The 19150-nt window shown below is 72.4% G+C and carries 19 protein-coding genes; 14 read left to right on the top strand and 5 right to left on the bottom strand.

The annotated features are described in order from the left end of the window. The first annotated feature begins 5 nt into the window (after nucleotides 1-5). A complete protein-coding gene (locus B9B60_RS02790; RefSeq protein WP_084449765.1) occupies nucleotides 6-1028 on the top strand; it encodes a DnaJ C-terminal domain-containing protein in 1023 nt (340 codons plus the stop codon). A gap of 64 nt (nucleotides 1029-1092) precedes the next feature. After that, complete coding sequence (locus tag B9B60_RS02795) at nucleotides 1093-1530, top strand: heat shock protein transcriptional repressor HspR (RefSeq protein WP_143445418.1); 438 nt, start codon at nucleotides 1093-1095, stop codon at nucleotides 1528-1530. 11 nt (nucleotides 1531-1541) lie between these two features. Here the strand turns inward: B9B60_RS02795 and B9B60_RS02800 are convergent, their stop codons facing one another. Next, a complete protein-coding gene (locus tag B9B60_RS02800; RefSeq protein ID WP_234993709.1) occupies nucleotides 1542-2381 on the bottom strand; it encodes an SGNH/GDSL hydrolase family protein in 840 nt (279 codons plus the stop codon). A 140-nt stretch (nucleotides 2382-2521) separates the two neighbouring features. Between B9B60_RS02800 and B9B60_RS02805 the strand changes: the two genes are divergently transcribed. Continuing rightward, nucleotides 2522-3091 carry a maleylpyruvate isomerase family mycothiol-dependent enzyme gene (locus B9B60_RS02805; RefSeq protein WP_084449767.1) on the top strand — a complete coding sequence of 190 codons (570 nt, stop codon included), beginning with the start codon at nucleotides 2522-2524 and terminating at the stop codon, nucleotides 3089-3091. A 144-nt stretch (nucleotides 3092-3235) separates the two neighbouring features. Here B9B60_RS02805 and B9B60_RS02810 read toward each other — a convergent pair whose 3' ends face one another. Together B9B60_RS02810 and B9B60_RS02815 are read right to left on the bottom strand one after the other, a co-directional pair. After that, on the bottom strand, nucleotides 3236-4438 hold the full coding sequence (locus tag B9B60_RS02810) for a cysteine desulfurase-like protein (RefSeq protein WP_084449768.1): 1203 nt from the start codon (nucleotides 4436-4438) through the stop codon (nucleotides 3236-3238). Nucleotides 4439-4479: 41 nt separating this feature from the next. Next, complete coding sequence (locus B9B60_RS02815) at nucleotides 4480-4941, bottom strand: SRPBCC family protein (RefSeq protein ID WP_084449769.1); 462 nt, start codon at nucleotides 4939-4941, stop codon at nucleotides 4480-4482. Between the two features lie 63 nt (nucleotides 4942-5004). On the opposite strand from B9B60_RS02815, the gene B9B60_RS02820 reads away from it, so the two are divergent. From B9B60_RS02820 to B9B60_RS02850, 7 genes are all read left to right on the top strand, one after another. Next, nucleotides 5005-5271: a ribonuclease E inhibitor RraB gene (locus B9B60_RS02820; protein WP_072625714.1), complete on the top strand. Its 267-nt coding sequence runs from the start codon at nucleotides 5005-5007 to the stop codon at nucleotides 5269-5271. A 145-nt stretch (nucleotides 5272-5416) separates the two neighbouring features. Next, the gene (locus tag B9B60_RS02825; protein ID WP_143445407.1) at nucleotides 5417-6913 is read left to right on the top strand and encodes an LCP family protein; all 1497 of its coding nucleotides are present in this window, start codon (nucleotides 5417-5419) and stop codon (nucleotides 6911-6913) included. Nucleotides 6914-7109: 196 nt separating this feature from the next. Beyond that, nucleotides 7110-9683, top strand: coding sequence for an ATP-dependent chaperone ClpB (clpB, locus tag B9B60_RS02830; RefSeq protein WP_084449771.1), 2574 nt, complete (start codon nucleotides 7110-7112; stop codon nucleotides 9681-9683). 114 nt (nucleotides 9684-9797) lie between these two features. Further along, nucleotides 9798-10820, top strand: coding sequence for an FAD-dependent oxidoreductase (locus B9B60_RS02835; RefSeq protein ID WP_159451136.1), 1023 nt, complete (start codon nucleotides 9798-9800; stop codon nucleotides 10818-10820). 399 nt (nucleotides 10821-11219) lie between these two features. After that, complete coding sequence (locus B9B60_RS02840; RefSeq protein WP_084449773.1) at nucleotides 11220-11432, top strand: hypothetical protein; 213 nt, start codon at nucleotides 11220-11222, stop codon at nucleotides 11430-11432. Between the two features lie 88 nt (nucleotides 11433-11520). Next, complete coding sequence (locus B9B60_RS02845) at nucleotides 11521-12213, top strand: LppX_LprAFG lipoprotein (RefSeq protein WP_083546208.1); 693 nt, start codon at nucleotides 11521-11523, stop codon at nucleotides 12211-12213. Between the two features lies 1 nt (nucleotide 12214). Beyond that, nucleotides 12215-13948, top strand: a complete 1734-nt coding sequence (locus B9B60_RS02850; RefSeq protein ID WP_072625708.1) for an MFS transporter — start codon at nucleotides 12215-12217, stop codon at nucleotides 13946-13948. Here B9B60_RS02850 and B9B60_RS02855 read toward each other — a convergent pair. Both B9B60_RS02855 and B9B60_RS02860 read right to left on the bottom strand, forming a co-directional pair. Next, nucleotides 13910-14773: an alpha/beta fold hydrolase gene (locus tag B9B60_RS02855; RefSeq protein ID WP_159451137.1), complete on the bottom strand. Its 864-nt coding sequence runs from the start codon at nucleotides 14771-14773 to the stop codon at nucleotides 13910-13912. The genes B9B60_RS02850 and B9B60_RS02855 overlap by 39 nt on opposite strands. Nucleotides 14774-14787: 14 nt before the next feature. Beyond that, nucleotides 14788-15621: an exodeoxyribonuclease III gene (locus B9B60_RS02860; protein ID WP_084449900.1), complete on the bottom strand. Its 834-nt coding sequence runs from the start codon at nucleotides 15619-15621 to the stop codon at nucleotides 14788-14790. A 184-nt stretch (nucleotides 15622-15805) separates the two neighbouring features. Between B9B60_RS02860 and B9B60_RS02865 the strand changes: the two genes are divergently transcribed. From B9B60_RS02865 to B9B60_RS02880, 4 genes are all read left to right on the top strand, one after another. Continuing rightward, nucleotides 15806-16552 (top strand): dienelactone hydrolase family protein, encoded by a 747-nt coding sequence (locus B9B60_RS02865; protein ID WP_200811131.1) that lies wholly within the window; start codon nucleotides 15806-15808, stop codon nucleotides 16550-16552. Next, nucleotides 16549-17319, top strand: coding sequence for an SDR family NAD(P)-dependent oxidoreductase (locus B9B60_RS02870; RefSeq protein ID WP_084449776.1), 771 nt, complete (start codon nucleotides 16549-16551; stop codon nucleotides 17317-17319). Before B9B60_RS02865 ends, B9B60_RS02870 begins: the two co-directional genes overlap by 4 nt. 220 nt (nucleotides 17320-17539) lie before the next feature. Then, nucleotides 17540-18094, top strand: coding sequence for an orotate phosphoribosyltransferase (gene pyrE, locus B9B60_RS02875; protein ID WP_072625704.1), 555 nt, complete (start codon nucleotides 17540-17542; stop codon nucleotides 18092-18094). A gap of 133 nt (nucleotides 18095-18227) precedes the next feature. Then, entirely contained in the window at nucleotides 18228-19094 is an 867-nt protein-coding gene (locus B9B60_RS02880; protein WP_084449777.1) for a siderophore-interacting protein, read from the top strand. Nucleotides 19095-19150 lie beyond the last annotated feature (56 nt).

Genomic DNA, 19150 nt, shown 5'->3' on the forward strand with positions numbered 1-19150 from the left:
GAGACATGGCCAGTCAGGACTGGTTGGACAAGGACTTCTACGCGGTTCTGGGCGTCGCCAAGGACGCTGATACCGCGGAGATCAAGAAGGCCTACCGCAAGCTCGCCAAGCAGTACCACCCCGACCGCAATGCCGGGGACGACGCCGCCGAGCAGAAGTTCAAGGACGTCGGCGAGGCGCACGCCGTGCTCTCCGACCCGGAGCAGCGTCGTGAGTACGACGCCATCCGCTCGATGGCCGGCGGCGGTGCGCGATTCACCGCCGGCGGCCCGGGTGGGGGCGCAGGCTTCGAGGACATCTTCTCCGCCTTCGGCGGGGGTGGGGGCGGCTCGCGGGTGCGCTACAGCACCGGCGGCGGCTCCCCCTTCGCCGGGGGTGGGGCGGGCGAGCCCGACCTCGAGGACATCCTGTCGATGTTCGGCGGGGGCGGCGGCGCGGGCTTCGGCGGGCAGGGTGCGGGCTTCCGCGCCCCGCGGGGCCCGGTCAAGGGCCAGGACCTCACCGCCCGCACCGAGCTGTCCTTCCGCGACGCGGTCGAGGGGCGCACCATCGCCCTCACCGTCAACGGCGAGAAGGTCAACGCCAGGATCCCTGCCGGCGTCAAGGACGGCCAGAAGATCCGCCTGCGCGGCAAGGGAGGTCACGGCGACCAGGGCGGGCCCCGCGGTGACCTCATCCTCACCGTGTCGGTGGGCAAGCACCCGGTCTACGGCCGCGACGGCGACAACCTGACCCTCGACCTGCCGGTGACCTTCGCCGAGGCCGCCCTCGGTGCCACGGTCGCCGTGCCGACCCTCGACGGGTCGCAGGTCAAGGTCAGGATCGCGCCGGGGACCCCGAGCGGCCGGGTCCTGCGGCTCAAGGGACGCGGCATCGCGACGAAGGGGGCCACCGGCGATCTCCTCGCCAAAGTCCAGATCATCGTGCCGACCGAGCTCAGCGAGGCCGAGCGCGAGGCCGTCGAGGTCCTGCGCGATGCCCGCACCGACGACCCGCGCGCCGCGCTGTTCGCCGCCGCGAGCGCCTGACCGCGACACACTGGTGACGCACCGATGACGACAGGAGGTGGGCGTGGTGGCACGGATCTCCGGCATGAGCGGTGACGACCGCACGCCTGTCTACGTCATCTCCGTCGCCGCCGAGCTCGCCGGCATGCACGCGCAGACGCTGCGCCAGTACGACCGGATCGGGCTCGTCACGCCCTCGCGCACCCGGGGTGGCGGCCGACGCTACAGCGCCGCCGACGTCACCCGGCTGCGCGAGGTGCAGCGACTTTCCCAGGAGGAGGGCGTCTCGCTCGCCGCGATCCAGCGCATCTTCGACCTCGAACACCAGGTCGAGGCGCTGCGCGCGCGAGTCGCCGAGCTCGACGACGAGCTCGACGCCGCGCACGAGCAGCTCGGGCAGGGTCGGCGCTTCTTCGCGGTCGGCTCGCAGGGTGACATCGTCGCCCTGCGTCACGGGCAGCGCCCGCGGCAGCAGACCGGCGGGCAGGCGCTCGTCGTGTGGCAGCCGTACGGGCGCGCCTGATCCCGGCCGGATCAGACCCGCTCGAGCACCTCGCCCCACTCCCGCAGGCGCCGCTCGACGGCGGCCTGCTCGGCGGCCAGTCGCTTGAGGCCGTCGGCCGGGTGGATCGGGTCCGGCCACTTGGGGCGCGTGGTGTCCCCTTCGTACTCCCCGCGCAGGCGGCGGCGTACCAGCGGCACGACCTCGCCACGGACGAACTTCGCCTCCGCCTCGATCGCCGCGCGCCAGCCCGAGGGCTCGTTGGGCACGAAGTTGCTCAGCTTGAGCGTGTGCCGCACCCCGATCCGCTCCGCGACGGCCGCTGCCATGCGCTTGTGCCCCGGCCGCGACATGTGGATCCGGTCCATGGCCCACAGCGCCCGCTGGTCGTACTCACCCATCCGCGCCTGGTCGACGAGCGTCGCGTCGTGCGTCGCCGCGAGGTCGCGGATCGCGGAGTTGAAGGCCTCGACCCGCCGCACGAGCGGCTTGAGCAGGCCGGAGGCCTGCGGGACGAAGGTCGTGAACACGACGACCTCGGCGCCGGTGTCGACGAGCCGCCGCAGCGCGGCCTCGTAGCGGGTCGCGATGCCGTCGACGTCGGCACGCAGCGAGAGCAGGTCGTTGCCGCCCGCGGCGAAGGAGATGTGCGTCGGGCGCATGGCGATCGCCAGGTCGAGCTGGTCGGTGACGACCTGGTCGAGGAACTTGCTGCGGATCGCCAGGTTGGCATAGCGCCAGGCGGGGTCGGCGCGGCCGAGCTGGCGGGCGAGCCGGTCCGCCCAGCCCCGCACCTGGTTGGGGTAGTGGACGTGCGGGTCGCCCACGCCCTCGGTGAAGGAGTCGCCGACCGCGACGAAGAGCCCACTCATGTCGTGGTCATGCTGGCGGGGCAGTCCGCCCCTGATCAAGGGGAGCGGGGCTCCCTTCGCCATCTCGCCGCCGGGAGTTCACCCGCAGGACGAAGGGAGGGCCGTGGCCGTTGTCGGAGGGCGCTGGCAGGCTGTGCTCCATGCCACTTCCCCAGGACGCCGCCTCGGTCTTCGACCGGAAGAACACCCCGCTCATGCGTCTCGTCGACGCCACCGACCCGCAGGCGCTCGCGGGCCCGAGCCCGTGCGTCGGGTGGTCGGGTCTCGACGTCGTGCAGCACCTCATCGACACCCAGCGCGACTTCCTGCTCAAGGCGGGCGCCGACCTGCCTGACCCGGCGCCGACGGTCACGGCGCTCGGTCCGGCCACCGCATGGCGCACCCACGCCGAGGGCGTCGCCCGCCAGCTTGCCGACGACACCCTGGCCGAGCGGCCCTACGAGACGCCCTTCGGCTCGACGACGGTGGGCGCGGCCTTCGACCGCTTCTACGGCTTCGACCTGCTCGTCCACCGCTGGGACATCGGTGCGGCCGCGGGCGTCCCGGTCGAGCTGAGCGACCGCGAGCTCGACCAGGTCGAGGAGGCGCTGGCCGGATTCGGCGACGCCGTGCGCAGCGAGGGCGTCTGCGGCCCGGCCGTCGAGGTCGGCCCCGATGCCAGCCGCCAGGAGCGGGTCATCGCCTTCACCGGTCGCGACCCGCGCGCCTGACTGGCCGTCGCCGCGTGGGCGGCGGCCTGGCGGCGTTGATGTCATCTGGTCCCCCGGAGAGGGGCAACCAGGTGACACCAACGACGCCGGGTGGCGCCGAAGCTGTCGGCCGGGGGTCTCGGGCGGGCGAAGGGGGTGCCCGGGTCAGGCGAGCGCGTCGCCCAACCCGGTGAGCAGCCGGTCGACGTCGGAGTCGTCGGTGTACGGAGCGACACCGACGCGGATCCCGGCGACGACGTCGAGTCCGAGCGCGCGGAAGGGCTCGTGCGCGTAGAAGGTCCCGGCCGGCGCGAGCACGTCCGCCGCGGCGAGCTTCGCGGAGACCGCGCGGGCATCACCGCCCGGCAGGGTGAAGCAGAGCGTCGGGGTGCGGTCGGCGGCCCGCGAGTGGAGCACGACCCGGTCGCCGAGGTCGGCGAGCGCGGCCTCGATCCGCTGCCGCAGGCGTAGCTCGTGGGCGTGGACGAGATCGTGCGCCGCCGCCAGCCGCTCCCGGCGCGACGGGCCCTGCGGGGCCAGCGACGCGATGACGTCGACCGCCGCTGTGGCGCCCGCCATGATCTCGTAGGGCAGCGTCCCCAGCTCGAAGCGCTCCGGCACCGCATCGGTCGACGGCAGCAGCTTGTCGGGCCGAAGGCCGTGCAGGAGAGTCGGATCCGCCGCCAGCGCCGCGCAGTGCGGGCCGAAGAACTTGTACGGCGAGCACACGTAGAGGTCGGCGCCGAGCGCCGCGACGTCGATGTGCGCGTGCGCCGTCAGGTGCACGCCGTCGACGTGCACGAGCGCCCCGACCGCGTGGGCCCGCTCGGCGATCCGGGCCACGGGCGGACGGCTGCCGAGCAGGTTGGACGCACCGGTCACCGCGACGAGCCGGGTGCGCTCGGTGACGATTTCGTCGAGGTCGGTCAGGTCCAGCTCGGCCGTCGAGGGGTCGAGCCGCAGCCGCCGCACGCTCGCCCCGACGGCCTCGGCGGCCTGGACCCACGGCCGCACGTTGCAGTCGTGGTCGAGCTCGGTGACGACGACCTCGTCACCCGGCCCCCACCCCTTCGCCAGCGCCCGCGAGATGTCGTAGGTGAGCTGGGTGGCGCTGCGGCCGTAGACGATCCCGTCGGGGGAGGCCCCGAGCAGGTCGGCCATCGCGGAGCGAAATCCGGCGATGGCTGCCTCGGCGTTGCGCTCGCTCGCCACCGAGGAGCCGCGGTTGGACAGCGGCCCGGTGAGCGTCGCGGCGATCGCCTCACCGACCTCGGCCGGTGTCTGGGTGCCGCCCGGCCCGTCGAAGTGCGCGATGCCGGAGCGAAGGGAGGGGAAGCGGGCGCGAAGCGCGGCGACGTCGACGGACATGTGGGGATCATGCCCACCGACGTCGCCGCCGGGGAAGGGGGTCAGCTCACCGCGGCCGCGAGTCGCGCCAGCGAGTCCTCGAGCTGCGACTCCTTGACGAGCGGGAAGCCGATCTTGTCCAGCAGGGCCTGGTCGGTGACGCCGCTCCAGTCGTAGGTGTGGGTGACGAGGGTGCTGTCCGAGCCCTGCGGCTCCAGCTCCCACAGCCACTCCCACCCGGGCGGCTCGGTGCCGGCGGGCGCGGTCTTCCAGCCGACCATCTTGTTGGTGTCGTAGGCGGTGACGTGGTTGTCCGTCTGGTACTCGCCGCCCATGTGGTCGCCGGACATGTTCATCGTGAAGACGTCGCCGACGGCCTGGATCCGATCGGTCTTCTCGTCCGAGCGGACGAAGCCGGAGCCGTCGAGCTCGGCGTGCCGCTCGGGGTTGGTGAGCACCTCGAAGACGTCCTTGGCGGAGGCGTCGATGGTGCGCTGGACAGTGATCTTCTGCTCCTGGGCCATGCCTTCGACGACACCACGCGCGCCGTCCGATGTCCACCCCCGTGGTCGTGACAGGCTGGTGCCATGTCCGAGCACCTGATGGTCTTCCCCGACCGTGACGACGCCGATCGCATCGCCGAGGACCTGCGCGACGAGGGCTTCACCGAGGTCCGCGTCGTGCGTGAGGCACTCGCCGGTGAGGACGACAGCGAGGACCACGAGTGGGCCGTCCACGTGACCGAGGAGATGGTCGCCGACGAGTCCGGGGCCGTCGCCAAGGGGCTGCGTGAGCGCTTCGCCAAGCTCGCCGAGGACCACGACGGCTGGTACGACCCGGAGCCGCGGACCTGAGCGTCGGCGACCCGCCGCGGGTGCCCTGGGATCGCGCGATGTTGTGGCCTCGGCACTCCCTTGTGTCACGATATGGTGACGAACTACCCACGGACCGTCCCCATTCACCCCGCGTCCACGGGTCCCGACATCGGAGGTTTCGCCCGTGGACACTGGCAGTGAGCCCGAGGGGCGCCATCGCGCCTTGGGCGAGCGCGGCATCGCCTCGCGTCGACAGGCCCGACAGACCCGTCGCTTCTACACGCTGACGGCAGCCAGCACGGTCATCCCCGGCCTCGGCCTGATCCACACCCGACGCCGCACCGGCATCGCCATGGTGGCCGGCTTCTTCCTCACGATCCTCGCCGTCTGCGGGTGGGGTCTGGCGAAGGGAGTGACCTCCTCGGTCATCGGCGTCGGCGTGAGCCGGCAGGCCTTGATGATCCTCATCCCCGTGGTCGCCGTCGGCGCCCTCATCTGGATCTGGGGCATCGTCACCACGGCTCGGGACAACATGCCACCGGGCATGAGCGGACGACCGCGCATCGCCATGGTGGTCTTCGCCTCGCTGGCGGCGCTGCTGATCTTCGCGCCGGCTGCGCAGTCGGTGCGCTACGCGGTCATCCAGCGCTCGCTGATCGGCACCGTCTTCGACCAGCTGCGCCCTGCGGGCGCGGCCGCGCCCGGCGATGGTGACGACCCGTGGGCCGGCACCGGCCGAGTCAACGTCATGCTCGTCGGATCGGACGCGGGTGAGGACCGCGACGGCATCCGCCCCGACTCGATCATGGTCGCGAGCGTCGACACCAAGACCGGCGAGACCGTGCTCTTCGGCATCCCCCGCAACTTGCAGAACATCCCCTTCTCGAAGGACAACCCACTGTCGAAGCAGTACCCAAAGGGGTTCAACTGCGGCGACCAGTGCCTCATGGAGTACGTCTGGACCCTCGGTCGGGACAACGCCGAGCTCTTCCCCGGCGACGACAACCCCGGCCTGACCGTCACCAAGGACGCTGCGTCGCAGATCCTCGGCCTCGACATCGACTACACCACCGTCATCGACCTGCAGGGCTTCACCCAGCTCGTCGACGCGATGGGCGGCGTGACGATCGATGTCAAGGAGCGGGTGTGTATCGGCTGCAAGATCGAGGGTGGCGTCGTCGTCGGCACGACCGGCTACATCGAGCCGGGCGTGCAAAAGCTCGACGGCTACCGAGCTCTCTGGTACTCCCGCTCCCGGGCCGAGTCGACCGATGGTGACTTCTCGCGCATGCGGCGTCAGCGCTGCATGGTCGGGGCGCTGCTCAACCAGGTCAACCCGACGTCGATGCTCGTGCGCTACCCCAAGCTCGCGAAGACGCTCGAGGACAACGTCAAGGTCGACATCCCCCAGCAGGACCTCAAGGCGTGGTCCGAGCTCGTGCTGCGCATCCAGGACAAGGGCAAGATCCAGTCGCTGCCCCTGACCAACAAGAACATCGACGTCAACAAGCCCGACTACGCCAAGATCCACGCGATGGTCGACGAGGCGATCAACCCCCCGCCCCCGGCCCCCAAGACATCGACCCCGAAGAAGACCCCCAGCTCGACAAGCACCACCGAGCCGTCCTCCTCCTCGACGACCGATACCGACGAGCTGAGCGACATCACCGCCACCTGCTGACCCTCGAGACTCTGCATTGCCCAACGGCAATGCAGAGTCTCGACGTCAAGACTTCGTGGCCTGTTCTCGTGCGGGGTGGCTCTGGCCGAAGGGGAGCACGCGGCGGAAGGGGGTCGGTACAGAGTTGAGCGAAATAGACTCAAGTCTGGCAGGGTTGACCTAAGAAGAGACCACCGCCAGACGTAGAGGAGACCCCATGGACTTCCAGCCCACCACCAAGGTGGCCGAGGCGCTCGCCTTGGCCCAGCGTTCGGCCCAGACCCAGGGGCACCCCGAGGTCACGCCCGACCACCTCGTGAGCGCCCTCGTGCAGCTCGACACACCGCAGTGCGACACCCTCCTGCAGGCCGCCGGGACCGGCGCCGGGCACGTCCTCGCGCAGGCCGATGCGGCCGTGCGCTCGTTGCCGACCACGAGCGGTGCGGCGGCCTCCCCGACGCTCGGGCGCAGCCTGCTCGCCGTGCTCCAGCACGCCGACACCCTCATGCGGGCGAAGGGGGACACGCACCTCGCCCTCGACCTGCTCCTGCTCGCGCTCGCCGAGACGGGCCACCTCGCGGCCGTCGAGTCCCGCGGCGCCCGCGACATGGAGGCGAAGATCGACGAGCTGCGCGCCGGGCGCAAGGTGACGTCCGAGACGCCCGCCGAGGGCGGCGAGTCGCTCGAGCAGTACGGCACCGACCTGACCCAAGCCGCCCGCGACGGCAAGCTCGACCCGGTCATCGGGCGGGACGCCGAGATCCGCCGCGTCGTCCAGGTGCTCTCCCGCCGGACGAAGAACAACCCCGTGCTCATCGGCGAGCCCGGCGTCGGCAAGACCGCCGTCGTCGAGGGCCTGGCCCAGCGCATCGTCGACGGTGACGTGCCCGAGTCGCTGCGCGACAAGCGGCTCGTCAGCCTCGATCTCGGCGCGATGGTCGCCGGCGCGAAGTACCGCGGCGAGTTCGAGGAGCGGCTCAAGGACGTGCTCGAGGAGATCAAGGCCAGCGACGGGCAGATCGTCACCTTCATCGACGAGCTGCACACGGTCGTCGGTGCCGGAGCGACCGGCGAGGGCGCCATGGATGCGGGCAACATGCTCAAGCCGATGCTCGCCCGCGGCGAGCTGCGACTCGTCGGCGCGACGACGCTCGACGAGTTCCGCGAGCACATCGAAAAGGACCCGGCCCTGGAGCGGCGCTTCCAGCAGGTCTTCGTCGGTGAGCCGAGCGTCGAGGACACCATCGCGATCCTGCGCGGGCTCAAGGAGCGCTACGAGGCCCACCACAAGGTCGAGATCGAGGACAGCGCGCTCGTCGCGGCGGCCACGCTGTCGGACCGCTACATCACCGGCCGGCAGCTGCCCGACAAGGCGATCGACCTCGTCGACGAGGCCGCGTCGCGCCTGCGGATGGAGATCGACTCCAGCCCCGTCGAGATCGACGAGCTGCGCCGCGCTGTCGACCGGCTGAAGATGGAGGAGCTGCACCTGTCCAAGGAGTCGGATGCGGCCTCCGTCGACCGGCTCGAGCGGCTGCGCGCTGACCTCGCCGACAAGTCCGAGGAGCTCGCCGCGCTCACCGCGCGCTGGGAGGCGGAGAAGTCCGGCCTCAACCGGGTCGGTGACCTCAAGGCGCGGGTCGACGAGCTGCGCACGCAGGCTGAGCGGCTGCAGCGCGAGGGTGACTACGAAGGCGCATCCCGGCTGCTCTACGGCGACATCCCCGCCGCCGAGCAGGAGCTGGCGGCCGCGCAGGCCCAGGAGTCCGAGGCCGAGGCGAGCGAAGGCTCGCCGATGGTCAAGGACCGGGTCGGCAGCGACGACATCGCCGAGGTCATCTCGGCGTGGACCGGCATCCCCGCCGGGCGCCTGCTGCAGGGCGAGACGGAGAAGCTGCTGAACATGGAGTCGATCATCGGCTCCCGGCTCGTCGGGCAGGCCGATGCCGTGCGCGCGGTCTCCGACGCCGTGCGTCGCTCGCGGGCCGGCATCGCCGACCCCGACCGGCCGACCGGGTCCTTCCTCTTCCTCGGCCCGACCGGTGTCGGCAAGACCGAGCTGGCCAAGTCGCTGGCCGACTTCCTCTTCGACGACGAGCGCGCGATGGTGCGCATCGACATGTCGGAGTACGCCGAGCGGCACGCGGTCGCGCGCCTCATCGGTGCGCCCCCCGGCTATGTCGGCTACGAGGAGGGTGGCCAGCTCACCGAGGCCGTGCGCCGGCGTCCCTACTCCGTCGTCCTGCTCGACGAGGTCGAGAAGGCCCACCCCGAGACCTTCGACATCCTCCTGCAGGTGCTCGACGACGGGCGCCTCACCGATGGCCAGGGCCGCACGGTCGACTTCCGCAATGTCATCCTCGTGATGACCTCCAACCTCGGCAGCCAGTTCCTCACCGACCCGCTGCTCGAAGGGGAGGCCCGGCGCGAGTCGGTCATGGGCGTCGTGCGACAGGCCTTCAAGCCGGAGTTCCTCAACCGGCTCGACGAGATCGTCATCTTCGACGCGCTGAGCCGCGACGAGCTCGGCCACATCGTCGAGCTGCAGGTGCGCGAGCTCGCGAGTCGGCTCGCCGACCGTCGGATCCACCTCGAGGTCACTCCGGCGGCTCGCGAATGGCTCGCCGAGACCGGCTACGACCCGGCCTACGGCGCCCGCCCGCTGCGCCGCCTGGTGCAGCGCGAGATCGGTGACCGGCTGGCCACCGCGCTCCTTGCTGGAGACGTGCGCGACGGCTCGACCGTCGTCGTCGACCGCGACGAGGAGGGCGGCGGGCTCGCCCTTCGCTGAGGGGCGCCGGATGGTTGTGCGTTGAACCGGTAGTCCCCGGTGCCGGCAGGTCCCCATGAGGGGCTGCCGGCACCGGGGACTTCCTTTTCGTCCCGGGGCTGGCAGGCTGGGGGCGTGCGAGCTCGCGAACACGTCCTCGTCGTCGGTGGCGGCATCGCCGGCCTGGCCCTCGCCGCCGCCCTCGACCCCCGCCGGGTCCGCGTGACCCTCGTCGAGGAGCGGCCCGAGCGGGCCGGAGCCGGCACGGTCCTGGCCCTGTGGCGCGGCGGGCGCGACGCCCTCGACGCGATCGGCGTCGGTGACCGGGTCCGCGCGCGATCGCTGCCCGTGACGGGCGGCGCCCTGCGGCGGGCCGATGGCCGGGCGATCCACGAGCTGCGGCCGGCTGGGCACGGTGCGCCGCGCCTGTGGTTTGCCCCCCGCCCGGACCTCGTGGCGGCGCTCGAGGCCGCCCTGCCGCCGGCCGTCACTCGGTTCACCGAGCTCGTCACCGACCCCCGGGTACTGGCCCGTCAGGTCGGGGCCGACCTCGTCGTCGGCGCCGACGGCGTGCGCTCGGCGGTGCGGCAGCACGCCTTCGAGGGGGCGGCACCCGTCGTCACCGACTGGATCGCGCTGCGCGGCCACCTGCCCGGCCCGCCCGTCACGACCGCGACCGAGTGGTGGGGGCGCGGCGGGCTCTTCGGCGTGACGCCCGGGCCGCAGGGCGCGGCATGGTTCGCCGCCGTGCGCGGCGACCACCGGGGTGTGGAGGTCGACCGGGACGACGCCGTCGCCCTGGTCCGTGGCCACCTGGCCGACTGGGACCCCCGGGTGGGCGAGGTGCTGACGGCGGTCGGCGACGCCGCCGATGCCCAGCGGGTCCTCCTCGCCCCGCCCCTGCGCACGCCGGTCGACGACGGCCTCGTCCTCATCGGCGACGCGGCCCACGCGATGGGCCCCAACCTCGGGCGCGGGGCCAACGAGGCACTCGCCGACGCGGCCGTCCTCGCCGATCTGGTCCACCGCCACGGGACGAAGGGGGCTCCCCGCGCCTTCGCCCGGCGTCGCCACCTGCGCGGGCAGGTGCTGCGGGCGGCTTCTTTGCCCGCGCTGAAGGTGGCGACGAGCCGGCTCTGGTCGGGCGCGCGATACTGAGGGCTCCGGACAAGGGGGGCCGCATGACGAGACGATTCGCGGTTCTGGCCGTCGGACTGGGCATCGGTCTGTCGGGAGCGTGCTCGGCTGTCGGGTCGTGGGGCGAGGGACTACCTCACTGATGGGCGGGATGGCCCGGTGAGCGGGAGTGCCACCGGCGTGTCCGTCGAGGTTGGGGGAAGCCGATGGCGTACTCGCTCACCACCCTGATGGCAACCACACCGGGCAAGAACCCGCGGATCACCGACGTCGAGATGGACGCCGACGACGGTGTCGAGTTCGTCGACGTCGGGTTCTTGGACTCCAAGGCGTCGATCGGGGCCATCACAGTGGACGAGTTCCCCCCCGGAGCCGTCCTTCAAGGAGTACCCGCAGGACCGCGACAACTTCCACCAGGGGTTGCCCAGCGGGCCGGTCCCGGCCAAGGTCCCGTGGTCGCTCGTCGGTGCCGTGGTCACCCACAACGAGGGCCCGACGACGGTGCGCTCGGTGACGGTCACCTACGAGATCGACGGCGACAGTCACCACCAGGAGTTCGACGTCCTCTTCAACCTGTGCGGGTACACCGACGACCCCGACGACGTGGAGTGCGAGGCGCCCGACATCGACTGACGATCCCTGCGGCCCCCTTCGCCACGCCGGTGTGAGGGGGGCCGCAGGCTCTCGCCCCCGGGGTGACCCAGCGGTTAGGTTGGCGGCCATGCGACGTCGATCAGTGCTGGCCGCCGTGCCCCTCGTGCTCACCATGGCTGCGGGGTGCTCGGCCTTCGAGGAGGCGACCCCGCCCACCGAGGCCCTCGACAAGGCCCGCACGATCTACGTCGACTCGGGCACGGTCACCTTCGACCTGAAGTCCTCGGCGATCCCCAAGGGCCGCAACGGTGTCTCCGCGGCCAACGGCTCCGGCATCGTCGACAAGACGACCCCGAAGTTCCAGGGTCAGGTCACCGGCGTCATCGACGGCGCCTCCGCCGGGGTCGAGATCATCGCCATCGACGACAAGACGTGGATGTCCTTCTTCACCAAGGACTTCAACCCCGTCGACATGAAGGACCTCGGCGCGCCCAACCCCGCCGAGTTCTTCCGCACCGGCAGCGGTGTCGACCAGATCCTCGAAAACACCGAGGACGCCAAGGCGGGGGAGAAGACCCGGGACGGCGACACCGTGCTCCAGGAGTACACCGGCACCGTGCCCAAGGCCGACATCGAGCGGCTCTTCGGCCTTGCGGAGGGCGGCGACACCTTCGACGTCACCTACGGCATCGAGCCCGACAGCGGTGAGCTGCGGCAGGTCGAGATCACCGGTGACTTCTACAAGGAGTCGGAGACGACCTACACGCTGCGGCTCAAGGACTACGGCAAGAACGTCGAGATCACCAAGCCCTCCTCCTGACGTGTCGACGCCCGTCACTGCCGCCGTCACCGGGCGGGACCCGCGGGTCCTGCTCGCCCTCGCCTCGACCGCCGTGGCCCTCGCCGCGGCCGACACCTACGTCGTCGTCCTCGCCCTGACCGACATGATGAGCGGCGTCGGCCTCGGTCTGGACAACCTCCAGCGGGCCGCGCCGATCATCTCCGGCTTCCTTCTCGGCTACATCGCGGTCCTCCCGCTCATCGGCCGCCTCGCCGACCTCGTCCCGCGCTCGCGGATCCTCCTCGGCTGCCTCGTCGTCTTCGTCATCGGCTCGGGCGTCACCGCCCTCGCGGTGAGCCTCGACGTGCTCGTCGCCGGCCGCGTCGTGCAGGGCGTGGGGGGTGGCGGGCTCGTCCCCGCGACCCTCGCGCTCGTCGCCGACCTCTGGCCGCCGGGCCGAAGGGGGATGCCCCTCGGTGTCGTCGGCGCCGTCCAGGAGCTCGGCTCGGTCCTCGGTCCGCTCCTCGGCGCCGCGGTCCTCCTCGTCGCCGACTGGCGGGCGATCTTCTGGCTCAACGTCGTGCTCGGCGTCGTGCTGTGGGTGGCCATCGCCTTGGCCTCCCGGTCCCTGAGGAACGAGGCCACCCGCGGCCGAAGCCCGTCGAAGGGCCGGGACCGATCGTGGCCTGCGGCGGGGCTGGGTGTCGTCACGGTCGGCCTGCTCTGGCTCACCCTCGCCGCACCGCGGGCGCTGGCGACCGATGTCTACCTCGGGCTGCCCTTCGTCCCCTTCGCCGGCGACAACCGCCTCGTGACGCCGATCGGCCTGGTGACACTCCTGCTCGCGCTGCTGCTCGCCGGGCTCACCGTGCGCCGCTGGTGGCCACCGCTGCGCGAGAGTGACCTGCCCGGGGCGCTGCTGCTCGGCACCGCCCTCGGGTGCGTCGTGCTGACCTTCAGCTCCGCCGACCCCGAGACCGAGGTCGTCGGGCCGCTCGGCTACGCCCTGCTCCCCGTCGCGGTCATCGCGACGGTGCTCTACGTGTGGCGGCACCGGACCGCGGCGGCCCCGCTCGTGCCCCGCGGCACGGTCCGCGGCCGGACCGGCTGGTCGCTCGTCATCTCCCTGCTCGTCGGTGTCGCGCTCGTCGCGGTCGTCGTCGACGTCCCGCTCTTCTCCCGGCTGACGACCGACGGCTCCCAGACGGACGCCGCGATGGAGCTGGTGAAGTTCCTCGTCGCCGTCCCCGTCGGCGCGCTCGTCGGCGGTTGGGTGCTGCGCTGGGTCGGTGACGGGCTCTCCGCCGGAGTCGGCCTCGCGCTCGCCGCCGTCGGGCTGCTCGTCATGTCCGGCTGGGAGGACGGCTCGCTCGCCCGGGTCTCGGCGACCGTGACCCTCGCGGTCGTCGGCTTCGGTCTGGGCATGGCGCTCGCGCCGGTCAACGACGCCGCGCTCGCCGACGCCCCGCAGCACGCCCACGGCACGGCGAGCAGCCTCGTCGTCGTCAGCCGGATGGTCGGGATGGTCGTCGGCCTCGCTCTGCTCACCGGCGTCGGCCTGCACCGCTACTACGAGGCGGTCGACGCGCTGCCGCGCGAGCAGCAGACCGACGCGCAGGCGCTGCTCGACGCGGCCCTGCTGCAGGTGCACACGGTCTTCCTCGGGGCGGCCGGGGCCGCGGCGCTCGGCGCCGTCCTCGCGCTCGTCTGCCTCGGGCTCCGCCGCCGCGAGGGCTCAGGCTCGATCGCTCGCAGCTGGGGCGTCGAGGAGTAGCTCGACCTTGTCGGCGACGATCGCCGGCGCTTCGTAGGTGATCATGTGGCCGACGCCGGGCAGCGACCAGAATTGCGCGCCCGGGATGCCCGCGGCCAGTCGTCGGCCCGCCGACACCGGCGTCAGCCGGTCGCGGGCGCCGGTGAGCACGACCGTGCGGACCCCGGCGAAGGGGGCGAGGTGCTCCCGGAAGTCGAGCTCGCCGATCGCGCGGTGCCAGTCGGCGACGACATTGGCCCGGGTGCGGCTGGTCAGCCGGCCCGTGGCGCGCACCGCCGCCCGGTCAGGGTCGGGCCCGAAAAGGTTGGCCGCGGTGAGGCGCGCCGTCGTCGGCAGGCCACGGGCAGTCGCCGGCAGACGCCCGAGGACGGCCATGGCGATGCCCTCGCCCGGGACAGGACGACGGGTGCCGAGGTGGGCTGCCGTGCCGACGAGCGCGGCGCCGCGCACCCGCTCGGCGAAGAACCTGGGGTCGAGCTGGGCCAGCGCCATGACGGTCATGCCGCCCATCGAGTGCCCGCCGAGCACCACGTCGCCCTCGGGAGCCGTCTCGGCGACGACCCCGCGCAGGATCGCGCCGAGGTCGAGGAGGCTGACCCGTCGGTCGCGGCCCGGCGTCGAGAGCCCGTGCCCCGGCTGGTCGTAGGTGATGACGCGCAGGTGCGGCCGGCGGGCCTGCAGCTCCGCGACGACGCGGTCCCACGTCTCGGCCGCGAGGCACCAGCCGTGGGCGAGGACGAGGGTCGGGCCCTGCGCGGCATCGGCCGGGGCCGCGTGCTCACGGACCGCGATGCGCGCCCCGTCCGGGGCGACCAAGGTGGTCACGTGAGGGTCCGCGCTCACCGGGCGGAACCCCCTTCGGCCGTCTTGTCCACCGCCGCGCCGTCGTCGCCGTCGAGGCCCACGATGACCGGCGCGTGGTCGCTCGCGCCCTTGCCCTTGCGCTCCTCGCGGTCGATCGCCGCGCCGCTCACCCGCTCGGCGAAGGACGCCGACCCGAGGACGAAGTCGATACGCATGCCGCGCCGCTTGGGGAAGGCGAGCTGCTGGTAGTCCCAGTAGGTGTAGGTGCCGGGCCCGGGGGCGTGCGGGCGCACGACGTCGGTGAAGCCCGACTCGAGGAAGGCGTGGAAGGCCGCCCGCTCCGGCGGCGAGACGTGCGTCTTGTCGGTGAAGTACTCCATCGACCACACGTCCTCGTCCTGCGGCGCGACGTTCCAGTCGCCGCAGAGGGCGACCGGGGTGCCGTCGGCGGCCCACTCGACGGCGCGGTCACGCAGCCGGGCCAGCCACTCCAGCTTGTAGGCCATGTGCGGGTCGTCGAGGGTGCGGCCGTTGGGCACGTAGAGCGACCACACGCGCACGCCACCGCAGGTCGCGCCGATCGAGCGCGCCTCGGGCGCCACGGGGTCGCCGAAGCCGGGGTCGCCGTCGAAGCCGATCGCCACGTCGTCGAGGCCGACTCGGGAGAGGATCGCCACGCCGTTCCACTGGTTGATGCCGTGGTGGGCCACCTCGTAGCCGAGGTCGCGGAAGCGGTCGAAGGGGAACTGCTCCTCCTTGGCCTTGGTCTCCTGGATGGCGAGCACGTCGACGTCGCTGCGCTGCAGCCAGGCCTCGACGCGGTCGACGCGGGAGCGGATGGAGTTGACGTTCCAGGTCGCGATACGCACGGGCGCCACCCTAGCCACCGCCGGCATCGACGCCGACGTCACGCTCTGCTGGGGCGTCGGCCCGGGCCGGGGCTGGGCGGCGCGGCGCTGCACGCCGTGATGCTCGGGTCCGCGCTGCGCGTCGCATTCACGACGCGGGACCGGCGGCTGGCCACGGGGAAGGGGGGTCGTTAGCGTGCGGAGCATGCGCCCCTTCATCGAGATCCCGGCTGCGGACGGGACGGCCGAGGCCGTCGTCGCGCGGCCCGACGACCAGCCGCACCCCGGCATCCTGCTGTGCATCGACGCGCTCGGGCTGCGGGCCCGCATAGAGGAGATGGCCGACCGCATCGCGTCGTGGGGCTACATCGTCCTCGCGCCCAACACGATGTACCGCTCCGGCACGGCGGCCGAGACCACGCCCCGCACCGACCTGCGGATCCCCGAGGAGCGGGCCGCCTACGGGGCCGTCGCCGCGCCCTACCTCGCCGCGCTCGACGGGCCGGCGATGGAGCGGGACACCCCGCACTACGTCGCTGCGCTGCGGGCGCTCGACGGCGTGACCGACGGGCCGATCGGCGTCACCGGCTACTGCATGGGGGCGAAGTTCGCGACCCGCGTCGCCGGCCTCGAGCCGAGCGTCGCGGCGTGCGGCGGATTCCACGGCGCCCGCCTGGCGACCGACGAGCCGGACAGCCCGCACCTGCGACTCGTCTCTGCCACAGCGGAGTTCGTCTACGGGCACGCCGACAAGGACCAGTCGATGCCGCCTGAGAGCGTTGCGCTGCTCGACCGCACGCTCGCAGAGCACGGGCTGACCGCGACGACCGCCGTCTACCCCGACGCCCCGCACGGCTACACGATGACCGACACCGCGAGCCACCAGCAGGCGGGCGAGGACCGGCACTGGCGCGAGCTGCGCGAGCTCTTCGACCGGACCCTGGGCGCATGAGCACGGCACTGGTCACCGGTGCGACCGCCGGCATCGGGCGCGAGTTCGCCGAGCAGCTCGCGACCCAGGGGGTCGATCTCGTCCTCGTCGCCCGCGACGAGGCCCGGCTGGCGGCCGTGGCCGGCGAGATCTCGGGTCGGCACGGCGTGGCCGTCGAGGTCTTGCCGGCCGACCTGTCCGACCGGGCGCAGCTTGAGCGGGTCGCCGAGCGGCTGCGTGACGCGGCCCGGCCGGTCGACCTGCTCGTCAACAACGCCGGCTACTCGCTGAACTCACGCTTCGTCGACAGTGCCGTCGAGGCCGAGGAGCAGCTGCTCGACGTGCTCGTGCGGGCCGTGCTCGTCCTCAGCCACGCGGCGGCGACCGCGATGGTGGGGCGGGGGAGTGGGCAGATCATCAACGTCTCGTCCGTCGCCGGCCTGAGCGCGAGCGGCACCTATGCCGCGGCGAAGTCCTATGTCACGACCTTCACCGAGTCCCTCTCCGGGCAGCTCGCCGGGACCGGCGTGCAGGTGATGGCGCTGCTGCCCGGCTACGTGCGCACGGAGTTCCACGAGCGCGCGGGCATCGACAAGGGCGAGCGCGCGGGGCCCTTCTGGCTCGACGCGGGCGATCTCGTGCGCCAGGCCCTCGCCGACTCCGAGCGCGGGCGGGTCGTCTCCGTGCCCAGCGCGCAGTACAAGGCGATCGTCGCCGTGGCCCGGCACCTGCCGCGCGCCATCGTGCGCAACCCGCGCATCACGGCGCTGCACCGCAAGCCGGACTGACCTCCCCTTCGCCGGAGACTGCATTGCCCTACGGCAATGCGAAGGGGAGGCTGCATTGCCCTACGGCAATGCGCGCAGGTGACTGCATTGCCGTAGGGCAATGCGAAGGGGAGGTGCCAGAGCGCTCGCGGATCCCCCTTCGGGGGCGGCGCCTGCGGGCCCGGCGCGGTCTGCCACCGGCACGCGACGCCGGCGGCGACGGAGTCCATAGACTGCGGGCGTGACTGACATCGCTGCCGACCGCGCCCGCCTGCTCGAGATCGTCAAGGACAAGGCCATCGTCCACGGACGCGTGACCCTCTCCTCCGGCAAGGAGGCCGACTACTACGTCGACCTGCGCCGCATCACCCTCGACGGCGAGGCCTCCCCGCTCGTCGGTCGCGTCATGCTCGACCTCGTCGCCGATCTGGACTTCGACGCCGTCGGTGGGCTGACCCTCGGCGCCGACCCGGTCGCCACGTCGATGCTCCACGCCACCGCGGCGAAGGGGGAGCGGCTGGACGCCTTCGTGGTGCGCAAGGCCGGCAAGGCGCACGGCCTGCAGCAGCGCATCGAGGGCCCGTCGATCTCCGGTCGCCGCGTCCTGATCGTCGAGGACACCTCGACGACCGGCAGCTCGCCCCTCGAGGCCGCCAATGCCGCCCGCGAGGCGGGCGCCGAGGTCGTCGCCGTCGCGACGATCGCCGACCGGGCGACCGGTGCCGCGGAGAAGTTCGCCGAGGCCGGCCTGGAGTACCGCCACGTCTTCGGGCTCGAGGAGCTCGGGCTCGCCTGAGTCCACGAGGCGGGCGCCCTTCGAGACGGTCGCTGAGCGACCTCCTCAGGGAGCGGTGGGTACCGGCCTAGGGAAATGCCGGGGCTAGAGGTTAGGCTCTCCTAAGTCAGTCGATTCCGGCACCAGGAGAGTCATGAAGATCGCCGAGCTCAAGGACCGCGTCGTCCTCGGCGCCGCCCGCGCCTACGCGCGGCGCACGATGGCCGACTACGCGGAGCGTCCGGAGGAGTCGCAGTTCACCGTCACGGTGTCGCGGGTCGTCGACCTCAACCCCGTCATGCGTCGGATCACCCTGAGCGCGCCGGAGCTGACCCGCTACGAGCTGCTCGGCCCCGACGAGTACTTCGGCCTGCTCATGCCCGGAGCCGACGGCCGGCTGCACCTGCCCGACCCCGAGCGGACCAATGTGCGCACCGCCATCGCCGACATGCCCGAGAGCGAGCAGCCGGGCCTGCGCTGGTACACCGTGCGCGCGCTGCGCCGGGACGAAGGGGAGCTCGACGTCGACATCGTCACCCACGGCGACTCCGGTCCCGGCTCGGCCTGGGCGACGACCGCGGCCGTCGGCGACGTCGCCGGCTTCCGCTCCGGTGGCGCGCTCTACTCGACCTGGGAGGCGCCGCGCCAGCTGATCGTGGCCGACGAGACGGCCGTGCCCGCGCTTCTCGCGATCCTCGAGGAGCGCTTCCGTCGGGGGCTGCCGGGTCTCGGCGAGGGCATCGAGGCGCACGTCGAGGTCGGCTCCCGCGTGGTGCTCGACGGGCTCGACCTCCCGGCTGCGGTGACCGTCCACGAGCGCGGCGACGCCGCGCCGGGCACCGCCGTGCTCGCCGCGCTCGCGACCGCCCCGGACCTGACTGCCGACCTGGACTACGCGTGGCTGTGCGGGGAGTCGGGGCTGGCGACCTCCCTTCGGCGTCACCTCGTGCAGGAGGTCGGGATGGACAAGCGGGCCATCACCTTCTCCGGCTACTGGAAGCTGGGTTCGGCGCGGGGCTGAGTCAGGCGCGGACGCAGAGGAGGCCCGGCGCAGCATCAAGCCGAAGTCGAGAACGA

Origin of the sequence: Janibacter indicus (genome assembly GCF_900176385.1) — a bacterium.
Lineage (GTDB): Bacteria > Actinomycetota > Actinomycetes > Actinomycetales > Dermatophilaceae > Janibacter > Janibacter indicus.